The 17217-nt window shown below is 71.1% G+C and carries 17 protein-coding genes; 3 read left to right on the top strand and 14 right to left on the bottom strand.

Going from position 1 to position 17217, the window contains the following annotated elements:
• Positions 1–5 precede the first annotated feature (5 nt).
• The 3 genes from KV097_RS03530 to KV097_RS03520 are packed head-to-tail and all read right to left on the bottom strand — an operon-like array spanning position 6 to position 1760.
• Positions 6–338, bottom strand: a complete 333-nt coding sequence (locus KV097_RS03530) for a small basic family protein (RefSeq protein WP_220341764.1) — start codon at positions 336–338, stop codon at positions 6–8.
• Positions 335–1153, bottom strand: coding sequence for a DUF881 domain-containing protein (locus tag KV097_RS03525; RefSeq protein ID WP_220345147.1), 819 nt, complete (start codon positions 1151–1153; stop codon positions 335–337). The genes KV097_RS03530 and KV097_RS03525 overlap by 4 nt, the downstream gene beginning before the upstream one ends.
• 7 nt (positions 1154–1160) lie before the next feature.
• Entirely contained in the window at positions 1161–1760 is a 600-nt protein-coding gene (locus KV097_RS03520) for a CDP-alcohol phosphatidyltransferase family protein (protein ID WP_220341766.1), read from the bottom strand.
• A gap of 165 nt (positions 1761–1925) precedes the next feature.
• On the opposite strand from KV097_RS03520, the gene KV097_RS03515 reads away from it, so the two are divergent.
• Entirely contained in the window at positions 1926–2549 is a 624-nt protein-coding gene (locus tag KV097_RS03515; protein ID WP_220341767.1) for a superoxide dismutase, read from the top strand.
• Between the two features lie 33 nt (positions 2550–2582).
• On the opposite strand, the gene KV097_RS03510 is transcribed toward KV097_RS03515, so the two are convergent.
• The 10 genes from KV097_RS03510 to KV097_RS03465 form a co-directional block, all read right to left on the bottom strand.
• Positions 2583–4658 (bottom strand): cytochrome c oxidase assembly protein, encoded by a 2076-nt coding sequence (locus KV097_RS03510; RefSeq protein WP_220345148.1) that lies wholly within the window; start codon positions 4656–4658, stop codon positions 2583–2585.
• Positions 4655–5194, bottom strand: coding sequence for a copper resistance CopC family protein (locus KV097_RS03505; protein ID WP_220341769.1), 540 nt, complete (start codon positions 5192–5194; stop codon positions 4655–4657). The genes KV097_RS03510 and KV097_RS03505 overlap by 4 nt, the downstream gene beginning before the upstream one ends.
• The gene (locus tag KV097_RS03500; protein WP_220365091.1) at positions 5191–5850 is read right to left on the bottom strand and encodes a YcnI family protein; all 660 of its coding nucleotides are present in this window, start codon (positions 5848–5850) and stop codon (positions 5191–5193) included. The genes KV097_RS03505 and KV097_RS03500 overlap by 4 nt, the downstream gene beginning before the upstream one ends.
• Positions 5851–5888: 38 nt before the next feature.
• Positions 5889–6473: a hypothetical protein gene (locus KV097_RS03495; RefSeq protein ID WP_220341771.1), complete on the bottom strand. Its 585-nt coding sequence runs from the start codon at positions 6471–6473 to the stop codon at positions 5889–5891.
• A gap of 48 nt (positions 6474–6521) precedes the next feature.
• Entirely contained in the window at positions 6522–7661 is a 1140-nt protein-coding gene (locus tag KV097_RS03490) for a glucose-1-phosphate adenylyltransferase family protein (RefSeq protein ID WP_220365090.1), read from the bottom strand.
• 75 nt (positions 7662–7736) lie between these two features.
• Complete coding sequence (locus KV097_RS03485) at positions 7737–8558, bottom strand: DUF72 domain-containing protein (RefSeq protein ID WP_220365089.1); 822 nt, start codon at positions 8556–8558, stop codon at positions 7737–7739.
• A 91-nt stretch (positions 8559–8649) separates the two neighbouring features.
• The gene (locus KV097_RS03480) at positions 8650–10242 is read right to left on the bottom strand and encodes a heme peroxidase family protein (RefSeq protein ID WP_220365088.1); all 1593 of its coding nucleotides are present in this window, start codon (positions 10240–10242) and stop codon (positions 8650–8652) included.
• A 145-nt stretch (positions 10243–10387) separates the two neighbouring features.
• Positions 10388–11416, bottom strand: coding sequence for an asparaginase domain-containing protein (locus KV097_RS03475; RefSeq protein WP_220365087.1), 1029 nt, complete (start codon positions 11414–11416; stop codon positions 10388–10390).
• Positions 11413–12522 (bottom strand): hypothetical protein, encoded by a 1110-nt coding sequence (locus KV097_RS03470; protein ID WP_220365086.1) that lies wholly within the window; start codon positions 12520–12522, stop codon positions 11413–11415. The genes KV097_RS03475 and KV097_RS03470 overlap by 4 nt, the downstream gene beginning before the upstream one ends.
• A 54-nt stretch (positions 12523–12576) precedes the next feature.
• On the bottom strand, positions 12577–14664 hold the full coding sequence (locus KV097_RS03465) for a penicillin acylase family protein (protein WP_220365085.1): 2088 nt from the start codon (positions 14662–14664) through the stop codon (positions 12577–12579).
• A 32-nt stretch (positions 14665–14696) separates the two neighbouring features.
• On the opposite strand from KV097_RS03465, the gene kynA reads away from it, so the two are divergent.
• Positions 14697–15572, top strand: coding sequence for a tryptophan 2,3-dioxygenase (kynA, locus tag KV097_RS03460; protein ID WP_301021564.1), 876 nt, complete (start codon positions 14697–14699; stop codon positions 15570–15572).
• A gap of 3 nt (positions 15573–15575) precedes the next feature.
• On the top strand, positions 15576–16448 hold the full coding sequence (locus tag KV097_RS03455) for a hypothetical protein (RefSeq protein WP_220365084.1): 873 nt from the start codon (positions 15576–15578) through the stop codon (positions 16446–16448).
• Here the strand turns inward: KV097_RS03455 and KV097_RS03450 are convergent.
• The gene (locus tag KV097_RS03450; RefSeq protein WP_220365083.1) at positions 16439–17158 is read right to left on the bottom strand and encodes a hypothetical protein; all 720 of its coding nucleotides are present in this window, start codon (positions 17156–17158) and stop codon (positions 16439–16441) included. The two genes, KV097_RS03455 and KV097_RS03450, sit on opposite strands and share 10 nt — an antisense overlap.
• Positions 17159–17217: the final 59 nt, after the last annotated feature.

Here is a 17217-nt window from a genome sequence, read left to right as displayed (position 1 = left end):
TCTGCCTAGGCATGGAAGAGGTGCCTCCTGATCGCTGCGGCGTTGGAGAAGATCCTGATCCCGAGCACGACGATGACGCCCGTCGAGAGCTGGGACCCGACTCCGAGCTGGTCGCCGACGAACACGATGAGCGCCGCGATCAGCACGTTGGAGATGAACGAGACCACGAAGACCTTGTCGTCGAAGCGTCCGTCGAGGTACGCCCGGATCGCACCGAACACCGCGTCGAGGGCGGCGACGACCGCGATCGGGAGGTACGGCTGGAGGCCGGCGGGCACGGTCGGCTCGAAGAGGAGCCCCAACGCGGCTCCGACCACGAGGCCGAGGACGGCGATCACTTCTCCTCCACCTCCAGCACCTTTGCGTTGCGGATCGTCGAGGCGCGACGGGGCGCCGCGGGGAGGGTGGCCTCGGTGCGCGCGCTCACGTCGAACCGCATATCGAAATTCTCCTTCAGTCCACTCCAGGCCTGCGCCGCAGGGGTCTCGGCGAAGTTGGCGGGAAGCGTACGCGGGTTTCCGATCGCGGTCACGACGTACGGGCTCGTGAGCGAGCGGTAGTTGACCGTGATGCCTTCTCCGGCAGAACGGATCGGGGACATCGCGGTCAGCCTGTTGCCGTTGATCGCGATCGCCTCCGCACCGGCCTGCCACAGCCCGTTGACCAGGAGCTGGAGGTCTTTGTCGCGAACCCGCTCAGCACTGCCTGCGTCGGCGTCCGGTGCCCCGTCGACGGTGACGCGCAGCGCCGGGCCGGTCACGGCCACCGTGCCGACGACGGCGGCCTGCTCGCGAGCCCTCGCCAGCGCCTCGGCCCCCGACTCCTCACGTCGGAGCCGTGCCACCGACCCGCTCAGCGCGGCGACGTCCTCCTGCAAGGCGGCGATCTCGGTCCTGCGCTGGTCGATCTGGCCGGTCAGCACGGCGCGCTCGGTCTCGACGGCCGGGCGGCTCGCTCGGGTCTGGAGCAGGGCGAGAGTGATGAGCAGGGTGAAGAACGCCACCACCGCGATGGCGGCCAGACGCCCGCGCGACGTGCGAGCGTGCGGCGCGTGGGTGTAGTAGTCGTCGTCGAGCGGGTTGTCGGTGATGGTCTGCAGGAGCGTCATGGAGTTGCCCGTGACGTCCCCCGACGTCGTGCTGCGGTCCGTCACGGCGCTCCTAGCGGGCCTTCACCGGCGGCATGGTCGTCATCAGACGTCTTACCTGCCAGACGTAGAGCAGACCGGCCCAGCAGTAGAGTGCGACGCCCCAGATCGCGAACGCCCAGCCGAAGACGCGGGCCAGGCCGGCGACCGTGCCGGTGTCGTCACCGAGGAGCAGCAGCGGGAACGCGTACAGGAGGCCGGCGGTCGCGGCCTTGCCGAGGAAGTGCACCGGCAGCGAGCTGTAGCCGCGGGTCCGCAGGAACGGCACGAGCGCGAACAGCATGAGGTCGCGCAGCGGCAGGATGAGGGCCAGCCACCACGGGATGATGTCGCGCATCGCGAGACCGAAGACCACGGCCAGGATGTAGAGCCGGTCGGCGATCGGGTCGAGCAGCGCGCCGAGCTTGGAGGTCTGGCCGAGCCGCCTCGCGAGGTAGCCGTCGAGGTAGTCGGTGATGCCCGAGACCACGAGCACGACGAGGGCCAGGACGTCCTCCTCAGGGCCGAGGACCAGCCACAAGAAGACCGGCACGCCGAGGAGGCGGACGACACTGAGCGCGTTGGGGATCGTCAGGACACGCTCGGCACTCGAGGCGTTCGGGGCGGCGGTCACTGGGTTCCTTCACTCGAGAGGCGTCGCTGACGCGGGAGTCACGGCCGACCCCAGACTAACCGCTGCCCGTACACGCTCGGTGGATCACCTGACGAACCCGGCGCTTGCACCGCCGTGAGGGCTGCGAGACTGTGAGCACAACTCAAGAGAATCGATGGAGGACACGTGGCTGAGTACACCTTGCCCGATCTGCCGTACGACTACGGAGCTCTCGAGCCGTACATCTCCGGCAAGATCATGGAGCTGCACCACGACAAGCACCACCAGACGTACGTCAACGGCGCCAACCAGGCGCTGGAGCAGATGGCCGAGGCCCGCGACACCAACGGGCTGTCGACTGTCAACCTCCTGGAGAAGAACCTCGCGTTCAACCTCGCCGGACACGTGAACCATTCGGTGTTCTGGCCCAACATGTCGCCCGACGGCGGCGACAAGCCCGATGGCGAGCTGGGTGCTGCGATCGACAGCTTCTTCGGGTCGTTCGACAAGTTCCGCGCCCACTTCGAGGCGACGGCACTCGGTATCCAGGGCTCCGGCTGGTCCATCCTGGCCTGGGAGACGCTGGGTCAGCGCCCGATCATCTGCCAGCTGTACGACCACCAGGGCAATTTGCCGGTCGGACTGGTCCCGCTCCTCATGCTCGACATGTGGGAGCACGCGTTCTACCTGCAGTACCAGAACGTCAAGGCGGACTACGTCAAGGCATGGTGGAACGTCGTCAACTGGGCGGACGTCCAGGCCCGGTTCGAGGCAGCGCGCACGAACACCACGTCGCTCTACGTGCCGTGACCGCACGCGCAGCGTGCTGAGGCGTTAGCCGCCTCAGCGGTCGGGAGCCCGGTCGGCCTTCGGGTCGGTCCGGGCTCCTGCCGTCTCCTCGGTCCTCTCCCCCGGGCCGCGCCTCGGGCGCTGCTCGGCGAGCTGCGCGAGATAGGCGTTATACGCCGTCAGGTCGGCGTCGTCGTTCTGGTTCGCACTGCGATCGTGACGCACCGCCTCACGCGCGTCCGACCGGAACCACTGGACGAACAGGGCGCCCATCACGAGCACCAGCGGCACCTCGCCCATCGCCCAGGCGATCCCGCCGCCGAGATACTGGTCCTCCAGCAGGTCGGTGGCGTACGGGCGGTCGAGCGAGGTGTAGTAGCCGCCCGCGACGACCGTCGTCATCGCCATCAACGCGATCGAGAAGAACGCGTGGAACGGGATCGTCACCAGGAGGATCACGAACCGCCAGAGGGGGGCGAGCCGCCGCGGAGACGGGTCGACCCCAATGATCACGTAGTAGAACAGCGCGCCTGCGGCGAGGAAGTGCAGCTCCATCAGCCCGTGGCCGATGTGGCTCTCCATCGCGTTCTCGAAGATGGGGGTGAAGTAGAGCCCGTACAGGCTGCCGACGAAGATCGCCGCGGCGAACAGCGGGAACGTCACGACGCTGACGAAGCGTGAGTGCAGCAACGAGACGAGCATCGCGCGCGGGGACACGTCGCCCTTCTGCCTCGGACCAGGGAGCGTCCGAAGCGCCAGCGTCACCGGCGCACCGAGGACGAGCAGGATCGGCGCGACCATGCTCAGCACCATGTGCGACACCATGTGGGCGCTGAACAGGACGTGCGAGTACACGCCCAGGCCGCCGAAGGTCGCCCAGGCGACCATGAGCAGGCCCGACATCCAGGCGATCGTGCGTCCGAGCGGCCACGTGTCGCCGCGACGGCGCATCACCCGCAGGCCCGCGACGTACAGGGCGAGCCCGAGCCCGACGACGGCGAGCCCGACGCCGTTGGCGGTGAACCCCCAGACGAGGTGCCACAGCGTCGGCGCCGGCGGGAGCGCCCCACCGAGGATCGCCTCGGCGGGCGACTGGTAGAGGTCGGCCGGCCGCGGGGTGGGGGTACGGGACAGGGCGACTGCGACCGCGACCGTCATCCCCATCACGAGGAGCTCGACCGCGGCGACGCGGAGGAACAGGTAGCGGGCGCGCCCCTGTGCGGGCCCGTCCTCGACGAGACCGCCGGAGCGCTCGAGCGCGACGACCGTACGGCGACGGTGCAGGAGGCCGATCATCGCGAGGACGACGAACGCAGCGACCTTCGCCCACACCAGCAGCGCGTACTGCGAGTCGAGGTCGCCGAGGTCCTGGAGGCGGGTCGCCGCGTTGACCACTCCGGAGATCCCGATGATGACCACGCACCACAGCGCGAGCGTCGAGAACCGCGACACGCCGGCCGGCAGCCGCCGGCTCCCGCGGAGCGCGATCCACGCCAGCCCGGCGAGGCCGCCGACCCAGAGCGCGGCGCCGGCGAGGTGCAGCAGCATGCTGACCACGGCCAGGTCGTGGGACCCCGATCCGGCGGCATGTCCCGAGAGGGCCTGCGGGACGAACCCTCCGAGAGCGAGCCCGAGCAGGAGCGCCGTGGCCCTGACGCTGAAGGTGCGGCGGGCGAGGACGGCCACCAGCAGTGCGATCACCGCTTGCGCGACCAGCGCCCAGCCCAGCGAGGAACCGTCGAAGAACTGTGTCAGGACGCTCCACGAGAGCTCGTCGACGCCGATGAGGAGGGTCGCGGCGGCGTTCAGCGCGAAGAGGACGAGAGCGGCGGCGGCCCAGACGAGGGCAGCGACAGCCGCCCGGCGTACGGCACGAGCCGAGAGCCCCTGCACCTCGCGGGCGCTCGAGGGCAGCAGGAACGCGGCGGTCGTCAGGAAGCCGACGGTCACGAGGCCGGCGAGGTCGGACACGACCTTCACAGCAGGGATCGCCCATCCCGTGAACGGCCCCGGGTCGGGGATCCCCGGAGGCGGCGGCTCAGGCGCCGCTCCCCCCAGCTGCAGCGCCACGTACAGCGTCACGGACGTCACGAGGAACCCGGCAAGGGTCCAGCGCACGGGCGCGGTCATGACGACTCCTTGTCCTCTCGCCGCCGCGGCCACAGGAGGAGCGCTGCCGCGGCGACCACTCCGGCGGCACCCCACAGAAAGTGTGCACGGTGCGCGTGAAGGAAGCTCTCCTGGTGGGCCTCCTGGTCGTCGGCCCGGGTCTTGTCGACGGTACGCCCCTCGGTCACGGTGAAGAACACCGATCCGCTGATGGGGTGGCCGTCGGCGGAGACGACGCGGTACGAGGCCCGGTACTCCCCCGCGATCTCGGCGTCGTCGAGCCGGGCGCGCACCGCCACCCCGTCAGTCCGTGCCTCGCCGGCCGTGACGTCGGTGCCGTCAGGGGCCTCCACCACGACGAACGCGGGCGTGGTGACCCTCTCGTTGAAGGTCAGCACGATCTCGGCGGGCAGCGTCGCCACCGTGGAGCCGTCCTCGGGCGAGCTGGACACCAGGGCGGCGTGACCGACCGCCGCCGGGCTGCTGAGCAGCAGCAGCCCGACGACGGAGACGCAGACGAGCGCGGCGTCGCGCACGCTGCGAGCGGCCCGGTTCATGAGGACCGTGACCTCCTGCGGACAAGGCTGGCGCCCAGCACGCCGACCGCGAGGGCCAGGACCGCGATCCCGCCGACCAACCAGCCGTCGACGCCCTCGGAGTCGTCGTCGGCGGCGTCCGAGGAGTCGTCGGTGGTCTGGGCGCCGTGCGACCCGTGGCCGCCCTCCCCGGCGTCGGCCAGTGTGACCACCGGCGCGGGGCGCTCGGGCTCCTCGGCTCCCTCCTCGGTTGGCTGGTCCCAGGCCACCGAAGAGCCGTCGGAGTAGGTCTGGGTGGCGGGGAACACGAGAGTGTCGGTGTCGGTGGGCAGCGGTCCGACCCGCAGGTCGAACACGTCGAACTCGCCCGGCGCGATACCGGCGCCGGGCTCGGCGGTCCAGGTCACGGACCGGTCCTCGACCTTGGTGACCTTCCACCCCGGCTTCGTCCGGGTGCTGACGAACTCGAACGTCACGCCCTTGGGGAAGGTGACGGTGAGACCGGTGGTCCTGGCGGTGTCGGACTCGGCCGGGACGCGGAAGGACAGGGTGGACCATCCACCCTTCGCCGCGTCCGGGGCGTCGACGCCGACGTGGGCGGCGGCCGGCGGGACGGTGGCGAGGGCGAGGGCTGCAGATCCGGCGAGCACGCCGGATCGCACGACGAACGTCTTCATGCTGGTGCTTTCTGCTGGTGGGGGTGCGTGACGGAGGGTCAGACCCGCACAGGGGGGCCGCGACGGCTGACCGTCGGGCCGAGCAGAAGGACGGCCGGCGGCGACGAGTCGGTCGCCCACCGCACGTCACGCGACGGACGCGGGAGAACCGGGACGACCAGCGCACCTGCGGCGTACGCGAGGCGGCGCACCGGCCGGGCGACGACCAGCGACAGGACGCTGACGAGGGCGGCGTCGCCGTGGCGGAGCAGGGCGACGGTCGCGACGGTCGCCACGAGGTGGCCGGCGAGCATCGCCGCGTCGGGAACGGCACCCGGCGATGCCGTCGATGGAGCGACGGGCCCGGCCTGGGCTCCCGCGATCGAGCACCAGAGGTGGACGCCGGCCTGGACCGCGAGCACGAACCCGCTCAACGTCCGCACGGTCCACCGGCGCGCGGCGAGGCGGTAGGCCAGCGCGGCCGCGACCGCCACGGTCACCACAACCGTCCGGCCGGACGGGACAGAACCCCCGCCGGACAGGTGCCCGAGCAACGCGACGCAGAGCGCCGTCGCGGCGACCACCGTGGCGCGCGCCGCGCGCCAGAGGGGCGCGCCTGCTGCCTGGTGGACGACCGTGCTCACGCCCGCCAGCCTAGTTGACCGCGTCGTGGGAGATCGAGGTCCCCGGCCTCACCCCTCGCGCGGCTCGCGGTCGGAGACGCTGCCGTCGGCGCTGATCAAGGTCACGGCGTCGTCGGAACCGCGCGCCGAGCCACCGGTGATCTCCGCGCCGGCGTCGGCCACCACGCCGACGAGACGCACCCCTGCCCCGACGCTGACCCCTTCGAGCAGGACGCTGTCGATGACCTCGGCGCCCTCGGCGATCTGGCAGTCCGGTCCGACGACGCTGTGCCGCACCGAGCCGGCGACGCGGCTGCCGGGGGCGAGCAGCGCCTCGTGGACCTCGGCGGACGGCGCGAGCCAGGCCGGCAGGCGGACGGGTGCTGCGGTCCGGATGGGCCACTGCGGGTCGTCGAGCCTGACACCGGTCCGGTCCAGCAGGTCCATGTGCGCCTGCCAGTAGCCGTTGATCGTGCCGAGGTCCCGCCAGTAGGACTCCAGCCTGTGCTCCACCACGCGAGCGTGGTCCACCAGGTGAGGTACGAGCTGGTCGCCGTAGTCGTCGAGCTGGTCGTGCTTCTTCAGGAGCTCGTCGATGGTGTCGAGGAGCGCCGTCGTCCGGTAGACGAAGATCTCGGCGGCGACCAGGTCGGTGGCCGGCTCGTCCGGCTTGTACGCGAAGCCGGTCACACGGCCGTCGTCGTCGGTCTCGAGGACGCCGTGGCGTGAAGCGTCCGGGACGCCTGTGGTGGTCACGACCGTGAGGTCGGCGTCCGCGTTCGTGTGCGTCTCGAGGACGTCGCGCAGGTCGAGGGTGTAGAGGTGGTCGGCGCTCAGGACGAGGACGACGTCGGGCGAGCGGTCCCGCAGTGCCTCCACCTGGCGGGCGATGGCGTCGGCGTTGCCTTGCGCGAACCCGCTCCCCTCCGTCCCCTCGAAGGGCGGCAGCACCTGGAGCCCTCCCCAGGATCGGTCGAGGTCCCACGGGCGGCCGTGCGCGAGGTGCTCGTTGAGGCTGCCCGGCAGGTACTGCTCGATCATCCACACGTCGCTGATCCCGCTGTGCACGAGGTTCGACAGCACGATGTCGACGAGCCGGTAGGTCCCGGCGACCGGAAGAGCGGGCTTGGCGCGTCGGTCGGTGAGCTCGCCGAGGCGGCTTCCCTTGCCCCCGGCGAGCACGATGGCGATGATGTCGAGACGGTCCATCCTGGAACTCTAGGCTCGCCGTGGTCGCCCCGCCGGTCGCGAGCGCAGCGGCCACGTCGTCGTGGCGAGTCCCGATCAGCCGAGGATCCGACCGAGGGCGACGGCGTCGTACGGGGCGCGTCCGTCCGCATCGTTGTCGAAGTACACCCACGTCGGCTGGTCCCAGGATCTGATGCGGTCGGCCCAGGTCCGGAGCCGCTGGACCGAGTAGCCGCCGTGGTAGAGGTCGGTGTGGCCGTGCAGCCGCACATAGGCGAACGAGGCCGTCGGCCTCTCGATGATCGGCCACCGGCCTGCCCCGTCGGAGACGACCAGTGCGACGCGGTGGCGCCGGAGCACCTCGACGACCTCGTCCAGCCCGTCTGTGGTCCGGACCTCCACCGCGTGCTGGATCGGGCGCTGCCCTCCCTCGACGGCGCCCGGCAGCCAGACACGATCGCCACCGACCTGCGGTCCGTGCCGGCGTGCCAGCGTGACGGCCTGACCGTACGTGCGCGGCAGCAGGCTGCAGAACGCGTCGAGCGACTCCGGGGTGGGGGCGCCGCGGGCCGGGAGCTGCCACAGGAGCGGCCCGATCTTCTCGCGCAGCGCGAGCACGCCGGAGGCGAGGAAGGTCGCGAGCGGCTGCTCCGCGTCGCGCAGCCGGAGGAGGTGCGTGAGCAGACGACTGCCCTTCACGGCGAACCGGAAGCCCTTGGGCGTCGCCTCGTACCAGCGCGCGTACGTCGTCGGCCGCTGCAGTCGGTAGAAGCTCGCGTTGACCTCAGCGGTGTCCATGCGCTGCGCGACGTAGGCCAGCTCGTCGGCCTGTCTGAGCCCTCGTGGGTAGAAGTCGCCGCGCCATGATCCGTAGCTCCAGCCCGAGATCCCGACCCGAACGCGTCGCGACCCTGCCATGGCTCCACGCTAACGGCCCGGTATCGGCCATGCCGACGTACGAGCGCTGGTCTCCACCGCCGGGTTCGTCACGCGCAGGTTCGGACGGTGATCATCCCTCCTTGGCGAACCGCAGGAGCTGCGGCAGGTCGAAGCTGCCGTCGTCGCGGGCCATCGGTGCCTGCGGCCTCCAGTTGGGCTCCACGCTGAGGTACGACAGCGGGTCCTCGTTGAGGAGACCGATGAGGACCTCGGCGACGATTCGCCCACCGACCGGTCCGAGCGTCTTGCCGTCCGCGAGCGTCTCGGCCTCCTTGAGGATGTAGAACCACAGAGGCGGATGCATGCGGAGGTCCTCGCTGAGGTCGCCGATCCCGAGCGTGGCCGCGTCGAGCGGGTCGACGCCCATCGCGCGGGCGACCGTGTTGCCGGCCGGAAGCCCGAGCGCGACCCCGCGCTGCAGGTTGCGCTCCGCGAGGGCGTGCGGCGGGTGTGCCGACACCGAGAGCGGAAGGTCCGCCAAGGGCCGCGCGAGCTGCGTATCGATGGGCAGCGACGCCTGCGCAGGAGTATCCGAGCCAGGCATGTCGACCATGAACTTCCACTCGACCGCCCACTGGGGAGGCAGACGACGGAAGCCGTTGAGGTTCGACAGCTCGTCGGGCGGCAGCTCCGTGCCGAAGATCGGGATGGGGCCCTGCGCCCCTCGTGCGTTCCGGACGAAGTCGTTGATGTGGTAGCGGCCGCGGATCATCGAGTGCCCGAACCGGTAGGCCGCCACGGCGAACTCCACCGGGATGTAGGCCTCGTGGGCCGGCTCGTAGAACTGGAACGTTGGCCGTACCAAGGACGTCGTCGCCCCGTCGCGGCCGGAGACGAAGGTCTCCGTGCGCAGGATGTCGTCGACGACCGCCTGACCGACGATCCGCCGGAGGAAGTCGTGCACGACCACCCACTGGTAGTGCCACCTGACCAGGCGCTGGGTCTCCTTGAACGCGTCGTCGCCAGTGAGCGGGGTGGTCGCTCCCACGACGTCGGCGACGCGGTTGTGGAACTGCAGCATCGAGACGTGGAGCTGTGACACGAGCAGGTTCTCGTCGTTGCGGGGATCCCCGATGAGCGCCCGCCCGAAGAAGACCTCCTCACCGCTCGTGCGCTGCCGCGGCTCGTTCCTCGGGAGGTCGGGCCCCGCACCGCTGGTCTCGGTCGGGACGACGCCGACGTCCTCACCGAGCCGCATCTTCGTCACCGGGCCGGAGTCGTCGTACAGGTACGGCTGGTCCGCGGGACCGCGCCCGTACAGCGAGTCCAGGTCGAACCGCGGCGTACGGAAGTTGTGCAGCGCGTCCGGGTCGTTCTGACGACGCAGGCTCGACACCGGGTCGAACGTGATGTCGTGGTCGACGAACTGCCCGAAGTAGGTGTATCCGGACGGGATGTCGGGGTTCTCTGCGGCGGGTGGTCCGGCCGGCTCGACCATGCGCTGTGCCAGAGCGGTCATGTCGTCGGCGGCATGCTCGAACACCGGGAGGTGTCGGAACATCCGTCCGAAGCGGCCGGACTTGAACGACGACGACGGGATCATGTCGATCCCCCGCTGTGACGCCCCGTGGTGGACCGGCCTCGTGGGCGTGGTCGGCTCGGGCGCCGGTGTGGGCGGGCGCTCCTCGGCGGAGGTCGTCTCGTGCCCGGTGGTTGTGGCCATGGTGCTCTCCTCGCAGGTGGATTCCCGAGACACCGGCACGACAGCGCCGGCGTGGTGGCGGTCGAGGGCCCGCCGATCTCGAGCCTGCCCCGCACGAGGGTCACGATCAGGCGTGATTGCAATCGGACAAATCAGCCAGGTCGTGTCAGGCCAGGCGAGCTTCGCCGACGAGATCCTCGGCCAGGGCCGCGGTCAGCTCGTCGTAGGTGAGCCCGCAGCCGAGCAGGTAGTGGAGCTTCGTGTACGCCGCCTCCACGGTCATCGCCCCACAGCTGACCACGCCTCCCTCCACCAGGACCCGACCGGCGGCGTACCGGGTCAGATCGACCACGGCCGCCGGTGTCTGGCTCACCGCCACCACCGGGATCCCCGCGTCGCGCAGGTCCAGCAGTCGTGACTCGGCCACCGGGTCACGCGGGGCGGTCCCGCCCCCGAACACCCGCACCACCACACCGGCCGGCTCCCGTGACCAGGCGAGCTGGTCGTGCCAGTGGTCGAGAGTGACGGTGGCGAGGGCGACGAACCGCTCCGCGGCGTACGCCTGGAAGCGGTCGACCGGCAGGAGTGCCGACCGGCGCCGGCTGGTGCCCGGGTCACCGGCGAAGCCGTCGAGGTCGGTGGTGGAGCGCTTCCATGCCGTCGCGGCGGCGAGAACGCGCCCGGCGAACGCGACCGAGACCCCGGGCCGGTCCTCGATGGCGGCGTCGAGCGCGAGCCTCAGGTTGTCCGCCACGTCGCTCCCCGGCTCGTTCGGGCCACGCTGGGCTCCGGTGAGCACCACCGGACGCGGAGCGTCGGCCAGCGCGTACGCGAGAGCACCGGCGCTGAAGGCCATGCTGTCCGTGCCGTGCACGAGGACGACACCGGCGACCGACGGGAGCGCCGCACGGATCTGCCGCTGCCACCGGTTCCAGTCCTGCGGACCCATCTCCGCGCTGTCTCGCAGCGGGAGGTCGAGGACCAGCTCGGCCGGGACGTGGCGGACCGCCGCCCATCCGTCGACCACCGCCCGCAGCACGTCGACGCCCTCGGCACTGACCTCCAGGCCGCCGCCGGATCCCGGCGACATGGTGGCGGTGCCGCCGGTGACGATGACGAGGACGCCGCGCCGCCCGCCGAGTCCCGGCGACGTCCGGACCTCGGCACGTCCGCGTGTCGTCAGGCCGTCGGTCACGGCGCCGAGGCTACCGGTCCCGTTCGCACGCCACCTGTCCGGACGTCGAGCACAGGACGGTAGCGGTCGTACAGGCTGACGATCAGCGTCAGGAGGAACACGAAGAAGAAGCCAGCCGTGAGGAAGAACTGCTCGTTGTTCGGGAGGACCAGGCTCGCCACCAGCACCAGTCCGATGTTGAGCGCCGACAGCGCGAAGAACGTGGTGACCGCCGACTCGAGTCCACCACCGCGTCGGGCTGTCCACAGTCCGAGGAAGGAGTTCACGACCACCAGCACGGTGCAGCTCACGGCGATGTCGAACGGCGACGTACGGACGCTCGGCACGATGTTGGCGATGATGATGCTCACGAGCGCGACGATCACGGTCTTCTCGCCCAGCTGGGCATCCAGGACCTTGCCGTGCGCGACCCGGAACGCCGCCCGTTCCCGCTCCCTGTCGATCTCGGCGGGGATCGGTGGCGCCACGACCTGCCAGGCGTGGTCGGGTGGGGCGAGCCGCGGTCGTACGACGAACCAGAAGACCGCCGCGAGGACAAGTGCCGCGAAGACCATCGCGGGCAGGAACCAGCCGACGTCACGGATGGTGTCGGTCAGGTCGAGCTTGAAGACGTGGATCCACGCCTCCTGCGGGATCTTGATGACGACCCAGATCACCGCTGCCGCGGCGATCCACCAGCGCATCGAGAAGCGCTTCGGGTCCCATCGCAGACGCACGAGCTCGTAGAAGATGAAGAAGTACTCGAACGTGTTGGGGAAGACCAGCAGCAGCCACCGGTGGGTGCCGCCGGTCAGCTCGAAGATCGTCGTCCCCACCAGGCGGTAGAAGAAGAGGAACCGGGCCACCTCGAACGCCGGGCGGCTCGTCCAGTTGCGCATCGTGGCCACGTAGGCGAGCGAGAGGTAGAAGACGTCGAGCGCCTTGTCATAGCTCTGGTAGTGCGTGAGGTCGAGCGACGTGAAGGTCTGGAAGATCGTCTGGTCGACACCGTCGAGCAGCATGCAGGCGACGATCCCCGGCAGGGGGAACGTGAAGATCAGCAACGGGACCAGCAGGCGCGCGGCGACCACTGCCCAGAACACCGTCATGTCCACCGTCTCGTTCATCCGCGTCCTCCTAGTCGGCGCCCAGCTGCGCGACGAGCGGAGCGTCGAGAGGGCTCACGGCAGGTGCTCCTCGGTGAGCGCGTCCCAGCCGGTCGCGATCGGCACCGTCCGGGCGTCCAGCCAGTGCTCGTGCTGGTCGAGCGAATGAGGGCTGGCAGGATCACCGGCCGCACCGAACGGGACCCCCCACCTGCTCCGGGAGCGGTCGGACAGGTCCCAGATCCACCGAGCGACGGACCCTCGCGAACAGACGTCGCTGACTCCCGGGATCGTCGCGGTCGACCGCACGGTGTCGGTGTCACCCGAGAGACCTGTTCTGGGCAGTCGGGCGAACGCGGCACCGGGCACGCCGGCGAGCACGCGCTGGGGCTCGAGCCGATGACGGTCGCCCCAGGCCTCACCGCCGTCTCGGGCCGCCGCGTCCTCCAAGGCGTCGCGCGCCACGGCAGCACGGTCGATGCCGAGCGGGCCGGCCGGCCCGTCGGCGGCGAGGAGCACGCCCAGGCCGTCGGCGATCCTCGCGCGAACGTCGAACCACGGGTCGAGCACCGGTCCCATCTCGTGGGGGGCGTGCAGCACCGCCAGCGCGGGCAGATCGGCAAGCCGACCCACCAGTGCGCTGCGCCAGGCGGCGAAGGCGGCAGCCTCCACGCTCGCGGCGTCCATCCGCCCGTCCCACCCCCGCAGGCGTGCGGCCAGCTCGTGAGCCCGCGCCGAGACGGCGGTATCCCCGGGCGCTGGGAGGTGATGGAGGAGGCCGCCTGCGCTCGAGGAGAGCGTGTCGCGGTGGATGTCGTGCATGTCCTCGACGTCGAGCGCTCCTCGTCCGTCGAGCAGCTCGTCCAGGAGCGTACGGATCCGCCTCGCCCGGTGCGGCGGAGAGTAGGCGTGCCCGAGCCGCAACGCCGGGTCCTCGGGGCGCTCGTTCGCATCGACGGCGCAGTCGTGGATCGGGCGAGAGGGCGGCAGCCGCCTCCACGCGACCTTCTCGACCCCGGCTTCCCAGCCGTCGCGAGATCGACGTCGGGCCGTGGCACCGGTCTCCGGCACGCGCCCGGCAGTCAGGCTCAGCACCTTCCCGTCCTGGTCGGCGGTCAGCACCCGGTTCACCGGGTCGACCCAGCGACCGAAGGCGGCGGCGACCTCCTCGGCCGACCGCGCCTGCAGGAGCGGCCGCAGCGCGGCGGTCCCCAGGTCAGAGGTGGCGCGTGCGGGGAACCGCGCCGAGTAGGCGAGGACCTCGTACCCCGGCCGCTCGGGACCGAAGCCCGGGCCGAGACCGGGGCCTGCGACGACGAGGCCCCTCGGCGTCTCGATCCAGCCGGCCGCCACCGGATCGTCATCGCGTACAGCGATCACCTCCTCCCCCGACGCCACGGCCTCCCACCCGGCCGGGCCGTACGCCTGGACCTCCCCGCTCTCGGTGCGACGGAGGCGCTCGCGGAAGACGTCGACGTGGTGAGCGGCCGCGTTCGTGATGCCCCACGCGACCTTCTCCGCATGACCGAAGTGCGGGACACCCGGCACTCCCGGGAAGGCGAGGCCGACCACGTCCACACCCGGGCATGCCAGGCGGATCTGCTGGTAGACGGCGGGAATCCCGATGGTGCGGTGCGGGTCTCCGGCGAGCAGCGGGGCGCCGGTGCTCGTCCGTGAGCCGTGCAGCGCCCACGCGTTGCTCCCGGACCCGGTCGCGGTGTCGGCGTGGAAGACGTCGACGAACGCGTCGCCGAGAGCTCGCCGGACGTGCTCTCGCCAGAGCAGCGAGGGCAGGTCGGAGAACAGGAGGTGCGTGACGTGCAGGATCCCCAGCGGCGCCCACTCGGGCCAGCGAGCCTCGGGGAGGACGGCGTTCACCCCGTCGACGTAGGCCGAGACCCACGCCCGGTCGTCGGGGTCGAGGGCCTCTGACGCCCGCCGTGCGGTGTCCGCGATCCGCGCGCTCCGGGCGAAGCGGTCCCACGCGACGCCATCGCGCCCGATGTGCTCGGCGAGGGTGCCCTGCGCTCGCCAGTGCTCGACCTGGATCTGGTCACCGCGGTCGCGAGCCGTCACCCGTCCCTGCGCCTCCGCCAGCTCGAGGAGGGACTCCGCACGCACGTGCGGCACCCCGTACGCGTCGCGGAACAGGCGGGCGTTCATGCCCGAAGTGTGGCATCACCTACCGTGTTCGGGTGAGCTCAGACGAGACAAGGCACGGAGTGCACGCCAACACCCGTACGGTCGAGGACGGTGTCGTCACCGACTTCTCCGACCGCATGAGCTACGGCGGCTACCTCGATCTCGACACCCTGCTGTCGGCGCAGCGGCCGATCAGCAGGCCGGAGCACCACGACGAGCTCCTCTTCATCGTGCAGCACCAGACCACCGAGCTCTGGCTCAAGCTGGTGCTGCACGAGCTGGAGAGTGCGTGCGCCCTCCTCCGCGCCGACGAGCTCGGACCGGCGCTCAAACGCATCGCGCGCGTCAAGCACGTCCAGCGCACGCTGGCGGAGCAGTGGTCGGTCCTCGCGACGCTGACGCCGACCGAGTACGCGGAGTTCCGCGGCGTCCTCGGCAACGCGAGCGGGTTCCAGTCGTACCAGTACCGCGCGGTCGAGTTCGTCCTCGGCAACAAGAACGAGGCGATGCTGGCCGTCTTCGACGCCGACCCGGCCCACCGGGAGATCCTGCGGCACGTCCTCGAGGCACCGAGCCTGTACGACGAGTTCCTCCGTTATCTGGCTCGGGCCGGCTACGCCATCCCCGCCGACGTGCTCGAGCGCGACGTCACCAAGGCGTGGACCTTCCGCCCCGACCTGGTGCCGGTCCTCGCGTCGATCTACTCCGACGCAGACGACCACTGGTCGGCGTACGAGACCTGCGAGGAGCTCGTCGACCTCGAGGACAACTTCCAGCTGTGGCGGTTCCGTCACCTCAGGACGGTCTCGCGCATCATCGGGACCAAGCGCGGCACGGGTGGCTCGAGCGGGGTGCCCTTCCTGCAGCGTGCCCTGGAGCTGACGTTCTTCCCCGAGCTGTTCGCCGTACGGACCGAGATCGGCGGCTGACCCGTGGCGGGTCTCCTTCCGCCGTTCGTGGACCACCACGTCCACCTCCAGCTGATCGACGTGCCGCAGCTCCTCGCGGGCGGACTGGGAGGCGTGGTCGATCTCGGCGGTGCACCGCCGGCCGTGGCCTCCCTCGCCGCCGCTGCCGACGCGGCGGAGCTGCCGTACGTCCGGCACGCCGGTGCGTTCCTCGCTGCGCCCGGCGGCTACCCGAGCGCACGGCCCTGGTGCCCGGACGGCGCCGTGCGTGAGATCCGCTCCCCCGCCGATGCCGCGGAGGCGGTCGCCGAGCAGGTCGCGAGCGGTGCGACGGTCGTCAAGGTGACGTTGAATACCGACGCCGGACCGGTGCCGGACCGATCGACGCTCGCCGGCGTCGTCACTGCGGCGGAGCGGCACGGAGTCCCGGTCGCCGCCCACGTGGAGGGGACGGGGATGACCGAGCTCGCCGTCGAGGTGGGCATCCACGCGCTCGCCCACACCCCGTGGACCGAGCCGCTCGACGCCTCGCTCGTGCAGAGCGCGGTGGACCAAGGACAGCGATGGGTCACGACGCTCGACATCCACCGCGACAGCGGGTCGGGCCAGCAGACCGCCGTCACGAACCTCGGGGTCTTCCACGCCGCGGGCGGTCGCGCGCTGTACGGCACCGACCTCGGCAATGGGGACCTCCCGCTCGGCGTCAATCCGCGCGAGATCGCCGCGATGATCCGCGCCGGTCTCGATCGCGAGACCATCCTCGACGCCCTGACCGACCCGTGGCCCTTGACCCTGCATCCCGATGGCATGGCCACTCGGATCCCCATCGACGAACCCCCGCGCGAGGCCGATGTCCCGATGTGGTTCGCCTCGGCACAAGCGGTCCGTCAGCGCTGACGGCTGCGGCTCTCGACGCGCCTGCCGACGCCTCGGCTCGATCGAGCCGCGCGGGCCGTGGCATAGGCAGGCTCTCGCACACGGCGCACCCAGGCGTACGTCTCCAGGCCGGGCAGGGTGCAGCGCACCGGGTCGAAGTCGACCGAGGCGTCGGCGCCGACACCGGGCGCAGCGGGGAGCTCCAGGACAGCGAAGGCGTGCCACGGCCCCGCGAGACGCGCCCACGACAGCCGGACCCTGCCGTCTCCGTCCATGTGCTCAGCCCCGATCAGCACCGGGCCGCCAGCGGTGCGGTACGGCAGCAAGGTGGTCAGCGGCCGTGCCGTCGGGACGCGGCTCGCCGTCAGGAAGAACCGGCCGACGCTGCCCCACCCGGTCGAGGCGAGCAGCAGGTCCCCGTGCCGACCTGGTCCTGTCGGCACCCGCAGGGCCAACCCATGCACGTCCGGAACCCTGGCTGGTAGCCCCACCGCTCTCGAGGTCCGGGCGAGCACCCGGTCGACACCCGCACCGTCGATCCAGGCGACACCGCTCGCACGGGCGCGGTCCTGCACCCTGCTGCGGGTCAGCGTCGCCTCCACGACCGCACCACGCGGGTGCAGCGGCTTCGCGGTGAACCGTCGGAGCGCAGCGAGGCCGAACGACGCCCCGGCGAGCAGACCGCCACCCACGTGAGCGGGGACAGCGGCTATGGAACGGGGCGACGTCATGTCTGAGCGGGTACCCCGTGGTGGCGTCTGCGACACTCGCCGAGGATCTGCTGCCTGTC

The organism is Mumia sp. zg.B17, from assembly GCF_019550915.1.
Classification (GTDB): Bacteria; Actinomycetota; Actinomycetes; order Propionibacteriales; family Nocardioidaceae; genus Mumia.
The sequence above is the reverse complement of the archived record's forward strand: the minus strand, read 5'-3'. Positions and strand labels throughout refer to the sequence as shown.